This is a genomic window from Dialister sp., from assembly GCF_036343215.1.
Taxonomy (GTDB): Bacteria; Bacillota; Negativicutes; order Veillonellales; family Dialisteraceae; genus Dialister.
Genome location: NZ_JAZASU010000046.1, coordinates 1 through 13333 on the forward strand (window position 1 = coordinate 1; position 13333 = coordinate 13333).

Annotated in this window: 23 protein-coding genes; 2 read left to right on the forward strand and 21 right to left on the reverse strand. The window is 49.9% G+C overall.

All coding sequences use genetic code 11. The features are described from left to right. Window positions 1-334 precede the first annotated feature (334 nt). Complete coding sequence (locus tag VZT47_RS06970) at window positions 335-1027, forward strand: radical SAM protein (RefSeq protein ID WP_330224248.1); 693 nt, start codon at window positions 335-337, stop codon at window positions 1025-1027. Between the two features lie 215 nt (window positions 1028-1242). Here VZT47_RS06970 and VZT47_RS06975 read toward each other — a convergent pair whose 3' ends face one another. The 8 genes from VZT47_RS06975 to VZT47_RS07010 form a co-directional block, all read right to left on the reverse strand. After that, a complete protein-coding gene (locus tag VZT47_RS06975; protein ID WP_330224249.1) occupies window positions 1243-1413 on the reverse strand; it encodes a hypothetical protein in 171 nt (56 codons plus the stop codon). Between the two features lie 540 nt (window positions 1414-1953). After that, window positions 1954-2229: a type II toxin-antitoxin system YafQ family toxin gene (locus VZT47_RS06980; protein ID WP_278341925.1), complete on the reverse strand. Its 276-nt coding sequence runs from the start codon at window positions 2227-2229 to the stop codon at window positions 1954-1956. After that, window positions 2219-2503: a type II toxin-antitoxin system RelB/DinJ family antitoxin gene (locus VZT47_RS06985; RefSeq protein ID WP_330224250.1), complete on the reverse strand. Its 285-nt coding sequence runs from the start codon at window positions 2501-2503 to the stop codon at window positions 2219-2221. Before VZT47_RS06985 ends, VZT47_RS06980 begins: the two co-directional genes overlap by 11 nt. A gap of 88 nt (window positions 2504-2591) precedes the next feature. Continuing rightward, window positions 2592-3905 (reverse strand): site-specific integrase, encoded by a 1314-nt coding sequence (locus VZT47_RS06990; RefSeq protein ID WP_330224251.1) that lies wholly within the window; start codon window positions 3903-3905, stop codon window positions 2592-2594. A 63-nt stretch (window positions 3906-3968) separates the two neighbouring features. Then, complete coding sequence (locus VZT47_RS06995; RefSeq protein ID WP_330224252.1) at window positions 3969-4172, reverse strand: excisionase; 204 nt, start codon at window positions 4170-4172, stop codon at window positions 3969-3971. 239 nt (window positions 4173-4411) lie between these two features. Next, window positions 4412-4708, reverse strand: a complete 297-nt coding sequence (locus tag VZT47_RS07000) for a hypothetical protein (protein WP_330224253.1) — start codon at window positions 4706-4708, stop codon at window positions 4412-4414. Between the two features lie 55 nt (window positions 4709-4763). Next, window positions 4764-5063, reverse strand: a complete 300-nt coding sequence (locus tag VZT47_RS07005) for a tyrosine-type recombinase/integrase (protein ID WP_330224269.1) — start codon at window positions 5061-5063, stop codon at window positions 4764-4766. Then, the gene (locus VZT47_RS07010) at window positions 4969-5181 is read right to left on the reverse strand and encodes a hypothetical protein (RefSeq protein WP_330224270.1); all 213 of its coding nucleotides are present in this window, start codon (window positions 5179-5181) and stop codon (window positions 4969-4971) included. The genes VZT47_RS07005 and VZT47_RS07010 overlap by 95 nt, the downstream gene beginning before the upstream one ends. 171 nt (window positions 5182-5352) lie before the next feature. Between VZT47_RS07010 and VZT47_RS07015 the strand changes: the two genes are divergently transcribed. Continuing rightward, on the forward strand, window positions 5353-5640 hold the full coding sequence (locus VZT47_RS07015; protein WP_330224254.1) for a hypothetical protein: 288 nt from the start codon (window positions 5353-5355) through the stop codon (window positions 5638-5640). A 20-nt stretch (window positions 5641-5660) separates the two neighbouring features. Here VZT47_RS07015 and VZT47_RS07020 read toward each other — a convergent pair whose 3' ends face one another. The 13 genes from VZT47_RS07020 to VZT47_RS07080 all read right to left on the reverse strand — a co-directional run. After that, window positions 5661-5828: a hypothetical protein gene (locus VZT47_RS07020; RefSeq protein WP_330224255.1), complete on the reverse strand. Its 168-nt coding sequence runs from the start codon at window positions 5826-5828 to the stop codon at window positions 5661-5663. Window positions 5829-6021: 193 nt separating this feature from the next. Beyond that, window positions 6022-6714, reverse strand: a complete 693-nt coding sequence (locus VZT47_RS07025) for a hypothetical protein (RefSeq protein WP_330224256.1) — start codon at window positions 6712-6714, stop codon at window positions 6022-6024. 64 nt (window positions 6715-6778) lie between these two features. Further along, the gene (locus tag VZT47_RS07030) at window positions 6779-7510 is read right to left on the reverse strand and encodes an ATP-grasp domain-containing protein (protein ID WP_330224257.1); all 732 of its coding nucleotides are present in this window, start codon (window positions 7508-7510) and stop codon (window positions 6779-6781) included. 96 nt (window positions 7511-7606) lie between these two features. Then, entirely contained in the window at window positions 7607-8041 is a 435-nt protein-coding gene (locus VZT47_RS07035; protein WP_330224258.1) for a hypothetical protein, read from the reverse strand. 241 nt (window positions 8042-8282) lie between these two features. Next, window positions 8283-8837, reverse strand: coding sequence for an N-acetylmuramoyl-L-alanine amidase family protein (locus VZT47_RS07040; protein ID WP_330224259.1), 555 nt, complete (start codon window positions 8835-8837; stop codon window positions 8283-8285). Then, window positions 8834-9151 carry a hypothetical protein gene (locus VZT47_RS07045; RefSeq protein WP_330224260.1) on the reverse strand — a complete coding sequence of 106 codons (318 nt, stop codon included), beginning with the start codon at window positions 9149-9151 and terminating at the stop codon, window positions 8834-8836. The genes VZT47_RS07040 and VZT47_RS07045 overlap by 4 nt, the downstream gene beginning before the upstream one ends. Next, a complete protein-coding gene (locus VZT47_RS07050) occupies window positions 9136-9432 on the reverse strand; it encodes a hypothetical protein (RefSeq protein WP_330224261.1) in 297 nt (98 codons plus the stop codon). The genes VZT47_RS07045 and VZT47_RS07050 overlap by 16 nt, the downstream gene beginning before the upstream one ends. An 18-nt stretch (window positions 9433-9450) precedes the next feature. Further along, the gene (locus tag VZT47_RS07055; protein ID WP_330224262.1) at window positions 9451-10104 is read right to left on the reverse strand and encodes a hypothetical protein; all 654 of its coding nucleotides are present in this window, start codon (window positions 10102-10104) and stop codon (window positions 9451-9453) included. After that, window positions 10101-11063, reverse strand: coding sequence for a radical SAM protein (locus tag VZT47_RS07060; RefSeq protein ID WP_330224263.1), 963 nt, complete (start codon window positions 11061-11063; stop codon window positions 10101-10103). The genes VZT47_RS07055 and VZT47_RS07060 overlap by 4 nt, the downstream gene beginning before the upstream one ends. Before the next feature lies 1 nt (window position 11064). Continuing rightward, window positions 11065-11895, reverse strand: coding sequence for a hypothetical protein (locus VZT47_RS07065; protein ID WP_330224264.1), 831 nt, complete (start codon window positions 11893-11895; stop codon window positions 11065-11067). Next, a complete protein-coding gene (locus tag VZT47_RS07070) occupies window positions 11895-12299 on the reverse strand; it encodes a hypothetical protein (protein ID WP_330224265.1) in 405 nt (134 codons plus the stop codon). Before VZT47_RS07070 ends, VZT47_RS07065 begins: the two co-directional genes overlap by 1 nt. A 385-nt stretch (window positions 12300-12684) precedes the next feature. Beyond that, entirely contained in the window at window positions 12685-13047 is a 363-nt protein-coding gene (locus VZT47_RS07075; protein ID WP_330224266.1) for a hypothetical protein, read from the reverse strand. Continuing rightward, on the reverse strand, window positions 13022-13333 hold a 312-nt coding region (locus tag VZT47_RS07080), incomplete at its 5' end, for an SPASM domain-containing protein (protein WP_330224267.1). The genes VZT47_RS07080 and VZT47_RS07075, both read right to left, overlap by 26 nt.

Genomic DNA, 13333 nt, shown 5'->3' on the forward strand with positions numbered 1-13333 from the left:
ACTCAAGGAGCAAGTGGAAAAGCATGAAAAACGCTACAACGGCACAGCCAAGACATCCCTAGCATTCAGAAGCCCAAACCAGGTTGTAACAGAGTATTTCTCAAATTCAAGAGTGTAACACATGTCTTGACAACCAAGACTGTTAATCCACTCCCGCGCTTTTCTCCCATTGCTTATTTTCCCGGATCCTGCTATAATCTACTAATCAAACAAAATAAATCAGGTGCTGGCTGCTGCCGAGTAGTCAGAGGTACGCCGTTTCCTTATCGTCAGGTCTCAGCAGATAAGGAAGCGGCCCTTTTTATTTTATGCCCCATGATGGAGGAGGATACGTATGGAACATTTCTTTTACAATGAACCCTATGAGGAAAACGGGAAAACCATTCTGGAAGTCAACCTTTTCCCCGGCAAATACTGCAATTTCAACTGCATCTTTTGCCCCGTAAGCCGCAAGCTGTCCCACGTACAGACCCAGGAACAGGTGGATCTGGGGAATCTGGACGCCGCCATCCGGGATCTGCAGCAAAAGATCCGGGAGGTACGGCCCGATCTGGTCTTCATCAATTCTCTGGGTGAGGCCCTGCTGCTGGCGGGCGTGGAACAGGTCATCGCTGCCATCCACAGGGAGAACGTTCCCGTCCGTCTCCTGTCCAACGGCTATCTATATGGGAACCCGGCCTGTGCAGCTCTGGCCCGCCAGTGCGAGGAAGTAATCGGGGAACTGAAAATGGGACGGGAAGCCGCTTTCCAGAAAGCCCAGCGTCCCCTTGCCGGCTATACGGTCCGGCAGCATATCCAAAACATGGTGGATTTCAGGAAGTCCTACCCAGGCCGCTTCCATCTGGAAATCACAGTGGTCAAAGGGTACAGCGACGATCCGGAGTCCCTGGATACGTTCCGCCGTGCCATTGCCGCCCTGCAGCCGGATGAACTGCAGGTGGTCACGCCGGAAGCCCCCTTTGACAAAGTCCTGGGCCTTTCCCCGGATGAACTGGAAAAAGTGACAAAATCCCTGGCGGACGGCTGAGGAGATTCCGGTGAAAGCCAGGCCCCCTGGGCGGCCAGAGGCCCCAATTAGATTCTCGACCATCCGCCCCCGGCGGATGGTCTCCTTTTGCATTGGGCGTGAGGCCCTGTCCGGAACTCCGAGGGACGAATCCAGGGTTGCATCGCAATCCCGCCCGATTCGCTTGCTAACGTTCCTGGAACCCGCCCGCAGGTTCCATCATTACACTCTGTCCCTCAAAATTTTCCCTGTTTTACTAATTCTTCTATTGTCTGGATAGGACCGTATTCTTTCTTAAATTTTTCATACTCCTTTTTCATTTCATGAATTTCTTCAGGAGTATACTGAACATCCAAAAAATTAGGATCCCATTCAGCCACATTTGGAGGTCTCTTTAATTTCGTCATTTTAAGTATCCTCCTTTGAAGCCCCGGATCAATTCATCTCTATAATCCAGAGGGAAACATCGTCTTGTTAATCCACCCCGTCGTAACTGTCCTTGATTTTGACCAGAAAATCTTATATACTAAAAGCAAAGATTCTCCTCTGGCAGAGAAATCGTACTGCCAGCAGTAGCTGTCGAACGTGCGAAGGCATCGGCAGTGTGAGAATCTTTTTCTTTTCTCCACTCCTTTGAAAAACAACCAATTGTTGGCAATACCTCCACGGATTCACGCTCTAGTGAGGTGACGCCTCCGTGGCCAGTACCAACAATTGGTTTCAATTTAAGTATATATGACATCCATTAAAATGTAAACGAAAATTAGCCTATCCCTATGATTTTCCGCCGATTAGCTGATAACAATCCGTAGTGGAGAATCCAGGGTTGCTCTTCTGCAATCCCGCCAGATTCGCCCGCTCCAGATAAGGCCAGCGGCCTACTTCCGTTCAACACCGTCTGTCGTAGATAATGACTGTAAGCTAACTCTACAGTACATTTCCACAACTTATAACAAGTCCGAATGGGAACCAGTCCTGGTTGCAGTTAAAATCAGTTTTTCTTCTTCCACCATATAGATCAGCAGCCAGTCTGGCCGAATATGACATTCTCGAAATCCCGCATAATTCCCGCTCAGTTCATGATCTCTGTACTTGGGTCCCAAAACGATGCCATCAGACAGCCAATCCAGGACTTGTTCCAGTTCATTCAATGGCAGACCTCTTTTTACCATCCGCTTAAGGTCCTTGCGGAAGCGGGAAGTCATCACCAGTTCATACTTCATCGGTAATATCCTTAATCATTTCATGGGCACTATGATATTTTTTGGCAGGAATTTTGCCAGAAGCAATATCTCTGGCTTCCTGCATGGCGGCTTCTGTTTCGGCATTGAACCGGGGCTGTCTGACGGAAAAAGGAATGCCCCCTTCCATCAGGGATTTCCGAATGAAGATATTCACGGCATCGCTTATGGTAATTCCAAAAGAAGAAAACAGGTTCTCCGCTGCGCTCTTTATTTCAGGTTCGATACGAATATTGATATTTGCATTCTTTGCCATTTGTATCACCTCTTTACTGAATTTTATCACATTCATAATACGTTTACAATACAAATTCAGTTTCCATACACTTGGCGTGAGGCGCTCTTCACTCTGCACTCTTCACTCTGCGCTCCCCGGGAAACCGGATCACCTTCGGCTGGAGCTCTCCCACCTGCTCCAGTTCTTTTCTTACATTCTCCATCTCCTTCTGCTGCCGGGCCTGGATCACTTCCACTTCCTTCTGGGCATCGTCGAACTTGATGTGGGTGTACACGTTCAGGGTGATGCCGATATCGCTGTGGCCCATCAGGTACTGGAGGGTCTTGGCGCTCACCCCGGACAGGGCCATGTTGGTGCAGTAGGTGTGACGGCACACGTGAGGAGTGATCTTCGGCAGCTGATACTTGTAGGTGCTGTTGTATTTCTTCAGGATATGCTGAAAATACTTCTGCCAGTGCTGGGCCACCATGGGAAAGCCCCTGTTATCATAAAAAAGAAACTGCCCCACTCCGTCGATGATGGGTTCCACCTTTGGCGGCCTCCGCTGCCGGAGGACGGTCACAAAGCACCGGTACACTTCGTCCGTCATGGGCAGCAGCCGGGCCCCGGCCTTGGTTTTGGTGGACAGGATGTAATATTTACTGTTGGATTTCTGGAGCTGCTTGTCCACGTTGATGGTCCGTTTCTCCAGGTCAATGTCGTTCACCGTCAATGCGCAGAATTCCGAGATCCGCAGCCCGGTATGGAACAGGATGTAGATCCCTTCGTAGTACCTCTTGAAGTATTCGTCTTTCCGGATGAATTCCAGGAAAATCCGCATGTCCCGTTTGGAAAGGGCCTCCCGCCGGACGCTGTCGTTGATCAGCACATCCTTCATCTCAAAATTGAAAGGATTCCTCCAGAGAATTTCATCATCCACGGCCATTTGGAAGGCCGGCCGCACTACGCCCCGGATGCTGTGGATGGAACTGTACCCTTTCCCTTCCGACTGCATTTTGATCAGCCACAATTTGGCATCGGACATTTTCACTTTCCCGATGGCCTTCTGGGAAAACGGATCCTTCTTCAGGGCATTGACCACGAACTGGTAGTTGCTCAGGGTGTTGGGTTTCACGCCTTTTTTCAGCATCAGGTACCGCTGGACCAGCTCCAGGACGGTCATGGAATCCGAATGGGCATTGGGACAGATCACCAGCTTCACTTCCAGGCTGTCTTCCATTTCCCGAAGGGACAGGCAGGGCTTACGACCCGGCGGCAAGGGATCCGTAGGCTCCAGTTTCCAGCTGTACAGGAATTTCGGCTGCCCGTTCACCAGGTATTTGAACTGATATTTGCCATCGATCCGCACGGACTCTCCCGCCCGTAAGATCCGTCTTTTCTTATCCCGGCGCACCCGGCCTCTCATATGTATTTTTTTCATAGGTTTTCTCTCCTCTCCTTGTTTGGCATTCTATTCATCACTCCAATTATCAAATAAGTCAACTTAAATACAGGACGTCTGGCGGAGGAATTTTTCAAACGCCTCCCGGATGATCAGCACCTTCCGTCCATTCCAGACCAAAAACTCTGCTCCAGGATGTTCCGCCGCAATCCGCCGCAGCCGCTTTTCCCCAATGTGGAAATACTGCCTGGCCTCCTTCACGGTCAGAGCATACCGTTGGTTGATGGGAATGACTTTGCTTTCCATAATTTCAACCTCCTGTTCTGTCTGTTTCTACTGGTAACAGGACAGGAAAGGGGGAAATAAGTACTTTTTCCACGAAAAAAAAAGCCATGGCAGGAACTATCCCGCCATGGCTGCATTCATTTTTCTATCCAATCCCCAATAGAAACGGGGCCGAAACAACTCCTTCTTCACCTCGACGAAGACGCTGTAGGGGTTCGCCGCAGGCAAACCCTTCCCGGCCACCCGGAAGGCATTTGGCCTCATTCATCTTCTGGATGGGCTGAAACATAGCCGTATAATGATACATCTTCATACGGATCATCAGGACAAACATCAGCTTCATAGAGGCCTTCTTCTTTTAATACATCGACAATATCATAAATGGTACGGCCTTGTGCATCTTCATATTTTTCAGACACGCCAGGGTTTTCTTCCGTAAATAAATCCCAGGCGGAAATCAGATTTTTACTTTCTGATATATTCTCCTGCAGAAATATTTTTCTATAGTCTATATCATCTCCATTATTGTACAATGAAAATCGTGATTTTCGTTTCATCAAGGTTCCATACGCTTTCCCGTCTAAATCGGCAAAAATTGGTGCTAAAAATTTTTTAAACGTCCTGAGCCGCAGATTTCCTCATTTCATCAGTGAAATGGACGTAGGTGTTCATCGCCGTTTCCATTCGGTCACCGAGAAGCGAAGCCACCGTCTTGATGTCAACTCCGTGAGCAATCAGCGTGGTGGCGTAGGTGTGCCGGAGAGCGTGAAATGTCACATCCGTGTTTTTCGACACCATCACAGCCATTTTGTAGCGATCAGCCGGGGCAAAAAGTTGTCCAGATTCCTTCTTCCAGGGCCGGAGAGCGTCCCGCAGACCGGAACAGCGAAAGAGCATCCCAATTCCAGCCATAAAGACTGGAATTGCTACCGATTTTAACCATGTAACGTTCAATTTCTTGCAAAGCACAATGGTGGGCAATAAAAAGTGTTCCCCAATTGTATTTAAGTTCGTTTCTTGTCATTTTCATATCAAATCCACCTTTCATCATTTCTTTATCTATATACAGTAAATACTAATAACGTCTAGAAGCAAAAAAGAAACAATTTAGCACAAGGCAAAATAGTAATTACTTAATGTCTTGACGTGTTCGTGGTTCATGCTGTATACTCAAAAAAGATCAAACGGGGGGAAAGCTAAAATGTTGAGAGATATTATAAAGGGACTATTAGTAATAAATAATAAAAGTTATAAGGATTTAAATGGCTTGGGAAGTCCAGCTGCTATTTCACAAAAGTTACAAAATAGTAACCCTACTGTAAATGTACTGATAAGTATTCTTAAACAGATAGATTTATCACTTGCGATAATTGATCAGAACGGAAAAATATTATTTTCGTTGACAGAAAAGGACGTGCCGACGACAGCCATATCAGCAGCCCGAAAAAAAGCAGGGGCAAAAAACCGATTGAAAAGAAGCGATTTATAAGGGCTTCCTTTCCCTTCCTTTCATTCCATGTTCAAAGCCAGGTAATTGTCCATCACGTTCCTAATATGCTCGGCACTTACCTGTGCGGCTATTTGATTCTCATTCACGGTAAATCCTTCCTTCAACTTTCCTTCAAAAGCTTCTGGATGAAGAAAGTTACTTCCCTTGACAAAATGGAATTGTCCCATAAACCCCACTCCCCCCTTTACTTCTGGCGATGCCCGAAGCTTTTCTTTTACCTTAGTATATCACATGACATGGGTAAAAAAACCGACATAGATTCGCCCGCACCCGGCAAGGTCAGCGGCCAACCCACCCTTGTTCTCCCTGTGTCCATCCATGGATAAAGCTCTCTGCTGAAACCGGAATCCTCTGACACCATCAGGACGTAAATACCGCAAGCCCTGTAATCGGGATTTCTTTGCGGATCAACTTGCTGAGATCCACATCCCCAACAGAAACCGGTTCCCATCGAGCCCCAGACACTTTTTCTTCCGAACCGTCTGTCCAGCATGCAGTCAGTTCCCACGAACCGCAATCGGTTACCCATATAGGATCAGGCTCAGATTGCAGGAAATTCGCCATATACAATAGAATCTTTTCGGCCCTTTCTTTTTCTATGGTGCACTGCAGCTTTCTTCCAGGTTTCATTCCATGATCCGCATATCTGTTGTAACCATATTCTTCAAAAGCGATCCTTCCGTCAGAAGAAATCGTAAGGACCTGCTTGATCGGGGCCCCCTGTTTGGGTTCGGGGCCGTAGACAAGCAGATCCGATACGATTTTCACTTTTTGCAGACGTTGCTGCCAGACACAAAAATCCATCCGGTAAGGCAGGCCGCCCAGCACATTTTCACTCATTGTCAGATCCATGATGGTGTCGGTTCGGTTTACTTTTTTCTCAACGGCCCGTAATAAGCTGCAATCCAGCAAATCAAGTCTATCGTACTTTTCCGGGCAGACGGCCATCACCGCCTTTTCAAGATTCAGCTTCCTGCCATTGGGCAGAGAGCAGATATAGTTTGCCAACTGATCAACGAGCTGTTCCATTTCTGCTGATGATAGTTTTCCCATAATCTTTCCCTCCTCTTCAGCCCATCTTGTCCATGAACAACTAGCGGCAGCCACCCTCGCTCCATTAAAACTTCTTATACTCGTCCTCCGTCCTGGTCAATTCTGCCCACCTGGCCGCCAGGAGTTTTGCATAATCGATGTAGAAAAGCCCATAACTCCCCAGGGCATATCCGTCATTGACTTCGATGAGCAAAGTCTTCCCGGTATCCGTCAGGCCAAAATCCAGGGAATACCCGGCCGGTGCGGTCTTGTACTCCTGCACAGCTTTTTTGATGATTTCCGGATCCGGCATCTTTTCCCAGGTTCCCCGGTAGCGCTTTGCATCCAGGATTTTCCCGTAGCGGATAAAACAGCGCCACTCCGTCACAAACCGGACAGGTTCCGAGCACCACACCGGCACATCGTGCTCCCAGTTTCCGCAGCCCACCAGATCTTTGGGAGACTGGACAAGTACGCCTGTGATTTCTTTATCCGCAACGGATTTTACAAATACAGGCCACTGTTCCGGATGGGAATTGATGGTATTGATGGTGGATTTCCAGATTTTCCGTCCCAGGCAGAATTTCAGCTCATCCGGATAATCCAAATCGGGAAAAGAAAACCCCATTTCTTTCAAATGCTGCTGCACCGTACCCACATAGCCGACCATAACATCCGCGGGTTCCGCCTGCCGCATTTCCGCAGGATTATGGAAAAAGCAGATTTCAGCCCCCAGTTCTTCAAAACCGCACATGGCCTCGAAAAAATTCTTGCTAGCCGGCCGTTCCCCTTTGTGTGACTGTATCCAGACTCTCATTTTCTTCACTTCCTTTTCTTTCAGTATAGCACATGACCTGGGTAAAAAAGTCGACAGAAAAAAGCCATGGAAGGAACTTCCCCACCATGGCTGCATTCATCTCCTCACCAAAGCCGCCAGCAGTACCGCCCCTATCCCATAGGCCAGGTTCCGCTGGGTCTTCAGCCGTTTCTGTGTTCTATTGTTTTCTTTCTCGTACGCTTCTAAGGATGCGTTGGCAATCCTCAAGGATTCTTCCTGCCTGATCGAGGTCGTTGCCAGATCTTTCAATTGACTCCCGAGCCGATTGGACTGTTCCCTGGCTTTCTGTAATTCGGTCTGCGCTGCGGTCAATTGCGTCTCCAATTCCTCCATTCGTTTCTTCTGCAGACTGGATTCCTTCTGTAATCTGTTGTTGATGATCTGCAGCTCGCTGATATTCTCCTCTAATTGGGTCAACTCTTCTTCCGTTATGGTATACATAGAAGCCAAGGACACCTGCGGTGAGCAGAATAACAAGCAAAGCAGCAAGATACCGACGTTTTTTCTCAATCATCCCCACCCTCTTTCCTGTAAAATCGACCCTTGGCCAGAATCCTGTCATATTCGCTGTATGGCTGGATTTTTTAATTTTAGGACTCATTCCTCATGCGTTCATAAAACTCTATCCATAGCGCAATTTTAGATGCAATTTTCTTTAGAGGAGTAAAGTAAAGATCAGGACCCCGGCCAACATGCCCAAAAGGAAGCCTAACAGGAAATCATCGTTCATTTTCCACGGGTTCATAGTGCCTCATCCTTTCTTGGCCACATAATCCGTCACCCCACGGGCGATGGCACGGGCAAAGGCATCCTTCTTGTACATCAGAAGCTGCACATCGTCCTCATTGGTAATGAAAGCCGTTTCCACAAGGACAGCCGGCATATCCGTCTCCCGGAGGACAGCCAGGCCTGGACGTTCTTTTACGCCACGGTCCACCGTATGGAGGCTCTTAACAATCTGGTTCTGGATGCATTCAGCAAGAGCCATGGCTTCCTTGCTGTCCTCACTGTACACCAGGGTTTCCGTCCCCTGTGCCTCTTCCGCAGCCGCTGCATTGCAGTGGATGGAAATAAAGAGGTCTGCCTTCCAGCCGTTGGCACTGGCACAAATGTTGGTATAGGCCGGAGACTCCCCGCAAAGGTTGTCGGACTGGACCAGCATGCAGTCATAGCCTACCCGATTCAGGTAATGCTGGACCCCCGCCCCGATTTCCTTCACGATACCCGCTTCGGTCACTTCATATTCTTCGTTGACAGCCCCGCTGTCCACGCCGGGCATATGCCCTGGATTGATAAAAATCTTCATTTCTTCTCCTTCTCCTTTTCAAAATGATCCGGGATCCCGTTCCCGTCAAGATCCACGAAGCAGCCTGCAATGAAGGTGACGAACCCCACCATGGCAGGTCCTACCAGTTCCCGCACCATGGCCAGAAGATCCGGCAGCTGGATTTTCCCCGTCACCGCCAGATACAGCCAGAAGCCATAGTAGGAAAGCACAAAAAGAAAGACCGTCACCAGATACCCGATGACGATCCATTTGATGGGTTGCTGGAATTGGTTCAGGCGCTCCTTCACCGCATCCAGGCCCTTGTTCAACATTCCTTTTACTTTTTCAAACATGGCGGATTCCTCAGATTGTTGTGATCGTGGATCCGGTCCACTTCCCCTTTCAGGTCCTTGTACCGGTGCCACAGGTTGTCGATATTGGTCTCGATGCCCGCCTGGGCCACCCGCATTTCGTTGATGAGCCCCGTCAAATCTTCCAGGGCTTTGGTGTTGTTGTCGATGCTTTTGTGGAGCGCCTGGTTCTCGATTTTCTGAGGCCGCAGGATCAGCCAGCACCCGAAGACTGCCAGGGCACTGATCACCGCGTTCACAAAAGTGTAGCTGATGAAGTTCATGGTCTTCCCTCCTTTCTGTTATCGCTGACTGCCGGAAACATGGAGGGCCCGGCCTTTGTACCTTCCCTTTTCCGGGCCGCAGTACACGTCTTCCGTAGGGCTCCAGGCAAAGGAGAACCAGTTTTTCCCTTCCACGAGCTCCTGGGTCTGACCGGCATGGCTTACGAAGACCGGCTCCTTCCAAAAAGCCGAACGGTGAAACACCAGGCTCCCCTCGATCCTTCCATAATGGATCTGAGCCTTCACTTCCTTCACGTTCCAGCTGAAGGCCCGGTCCAGTTTATGGAGCTGGCTCAGCGTCAGATGCGGAATATCCGTAAAATCAGATGTGTGGCTCTTCAGCTCCCGCTGGCCCTGGGGAAGGAATACTTTGATGAACGTGTCATCCCCGGACTTGTCGATCTGCACGTAGGAAATGATGCCAAGGGTTCTTAGGAACTCCTGGGGCCCCAGATCCATCACCTGGAGGATTTCCCGGAAGTTGAACAGTGGGTAGACGATCCCGGTGATGGGGTTCTTCAGGATTACTGTAGACGAACCGCTGCGCAGGGCATAGAGGTCAATGAACACTCGTTTACTATTGCAGAAGAAGGTCATCCGATTTTCTTCCATATCCAGCCCAATGGTATCCTCCGTCTGCACCGCTTCCGGGAAGATAAAGAGATGATTCATGGCCGGTTCACTTCCTTTTGGAACCAGGTGTAGAGGGCCTTGTAGAATTGGCACTCCAGGTCATGTTCCTGGCTGACGATACAGGCCCCACCACACATGTGGTAGACGGGGCACTGGCGGCAAGCGGGACTCAAAGCATCCAGAAGATCCTGCTGGTCCTTTAACCAGTTATCGGAAAGCTCATGGCGGCGGATATAAAGACACGGATACTGCCGCCCTTGTGCATCCACCTTCCGGATGGTCCGGTTGCTGCAGTAGGTTTCTCCGTAGGTGTAATGGGTTTCCCAGCGCCGTTCCAGGGTCTGGTAGAGTCCTTCATACCGCAGGTCTTTTATTCCGAAACGTTTAAGGCGGGACAAATACAGACCCACATACTTTTTGTACTGTTCCAGGATGGAATCGTAGTCCTCCCGGGTCAGGGCATACTTCCGGTTGGCCTCATTGGTCACATGCATGAGATGGGGAAAGAAGGACAAATTCCTGCCGATGACTTTCTCCTTCTCCCGGAACTTTGCCATAATGGCTCCCAGGTCCGTATTCCCATGGTACAGGGTGGTGGAAACCGCCAGGTCCGGGTAATCCCAGAGATCAGTGAAAGGATCATACCCCCGCAAGTCCTTTTCCGCCCCGTCATAGCTGATGCAAATCTGGAAACGGTGCTCCCGGAAGTACTCCAGGTGCTTTTCGATGCCGATGCCGTTGGTGCTCACCGCAAATTTCGCTTTAGGCACCGCAGCCACCACTTTCCGGATCTCCTTCATGTAAAGGAGAGGCTCCCCGCCCATGAACTTGATGGAAGAAGGCGGATTGTACTTCAGTTCTTCCAGAAAGCTCTCCGCGATTTCTCCTTCCCCGTCCGATGCCTCCCGGTGACAGTAGGCACAATGCAGGTTGCACTGGCTCCCTAGATAAAGGGTGATTTGATACTTTGTAGACAAATCCATACCATTTTTCTGCATATCAATCCTGCTTTCCCACAAATACCAGATAGTCGTTCCACACTTCGTACCACTTCCGCCCCAGCTTGATTTTCACCGGTCCTTCGTACCCAAAGGGATACAGCCGGAAACTGCCCGTCCCGTTCACGAGCCGTACCCGTCTGTTGTTCACAAGCCCTGCAGAAGATTCCACGAAGACTTCCTCGTCATCCATATCTCTTGTGAGCTTTTCCCTGGTGGAAAAGTCCCCTTTGTACTTTTGGATGGTAAAGTCGATGTAGTCCTTTCCCCCTTCCGGAACGAAGGGTTCTTCCGGATCCCCGTCGATGAGGTACCCTTTCCGGTTGGCCATCAGCTCCCGGCCGTTGGCGGAAAGGCTGTAGCTGTCCCACAAGGTCATCCGGGGATGGTCCCCCAGGATCCGGTCGCTGGTGCTGAAGGGCAACAGTTCGTATTCCTGATCCGTGTCAATGGTCAGATTCTCCTTCTGTCCGTTGAACATCCGCACCACAATATCCCGCTGGCCTTCCGCCATCATGCCGGTATCGATATCCAAGATGGTGGTGTTCCCGTAAAGCTGGGTCAGGACGGCAAAATCCAGCTTGATGGATACCCCCAGCCGGTTCAGATCCAGGAACCGATAGTCCGAAGCCATGGGACGGCGGAACAGTTTCACGGTTCCGTTCCCTTCCGTCAGGACGTAGGAATTGTAGGGATGCAGGGTCTCAATGACGTCCGTCCCCTTCCGGCTCTCGCTGTTGCTGCTGCATTCCGCCTTACAGTAATCTCCTCGGATTGTCAGGTGGATGATGTAGTCCGCATTGGATTCTTCGTTGTAATAGATCTTGAGCATTACCCTTCCTCCTTGTCCGCCACATCGTACCCATTCACGAGAACGTCCTTGCCGCCCTCGATGGTCAGCCGGTACCCGGTGACTTCTTCTTTCCGGATTTTCATCACATCATCCTGCATCTTCCGGCCTTCAAAGAGCATCTGGATTCGACCATTCATGGCTTTTCGCACATTCTTCAGGGATATGGCACTCCGCAAACCAGTCAGGGTAAAGAGAATGCTGTTCCCGGCCAGGATCAGGTCTGGATTTCGTTCAAAGTGAAGGGTCTGATGGAGCTGGACCTGTTCTATTTTCAGCAGAATTCTTGCTCGATGGCCCCGATCCACCACCAGCATTCCTGGCTTTAGATGCTCTACCGGCACAGGCCCTTCCACCGTACTTACGTTTCCTTTTGCAATGATCATGAGTTGTTCCTCCTTTAGCTGTCATCCGAGCAATTGCAGTTGCAGTCGCAATTGCAGTTCTTGGTCATGTAATACTGGCATTTCTGGCACCCCTGGCAGGTTTGGCACCCTTGACAGGTCTGGCATTTTTGGCATCCCTGGCATGTCTGGCAAGACTGGCACCCCTGACAAGTCTGGCAGCAGTTGGCTTGACAACAGTTTCCCGAAAAGGCTTCCTCTAGCTTGTTTACCGCTGTTTCCAGGGCTGCCACGTTGATTTTCTTCACCTTGTCATAGTTCATCGAGGAAAGGTCGATGGAAATCTTCGTCTTTGTGGCAAGAGTTTCCAGACCCGATTGGATGTCCGTCAGGTCCTTTTTCCACACAATCTCATTCTGACTTGCCATTATGGCCCTCCTCCCGAATCATCCGAACAGTTACAGTTGCCACCAGAGCAGTTGCAGTCACATTGCCCTCTCGTCTGGCAGGTGCAGTTTCTCGAGCTGCACTGGCTGATGCTCTGACAGGTCTGGCAGGAACTGGACTGGCATTTTGTGCTCTGGCACCCTTGGCAGGTCTGACAGCCCTGGCAAGTCTGGCAATACACGCAGTTCCCACAGTTGTCCACGTTGACCGCATAGGTATTGAGCTGTTCCAGAGCCGTCTGCAGTTCCGTCACATGGATGGCCTTTACTTTGAGCTCACTGGTATCCCCAAGAGCAGCCGTATCTGTAAAAGAAGTTTTATTGATGGTTCCGTTCTTTGCCATGGTTCTTCTCCAATAACTTCTGCCCGTACTGCTGGACGGCCATAAGGACCGGAGTAAAGACGGCCCGCTTCAGCCTGCAGTAGGACTCCTTCCGGGCCTTATCCCCCACCAGTTTGCAGCCTCCCTGGCAGAAGGCAAGGGCTGTACAGGATAGGCACTCTTTTCGATGTTCATGGGTATGGTCTCCCGCAAGAATCCGCTGCAAATAGGTGAAATATCCATCCTGGATAGTGCCTGCCTTCCGGGATGTATTGTGGCAGGGATAAAAGTTCCCCTGGAGGTCCAG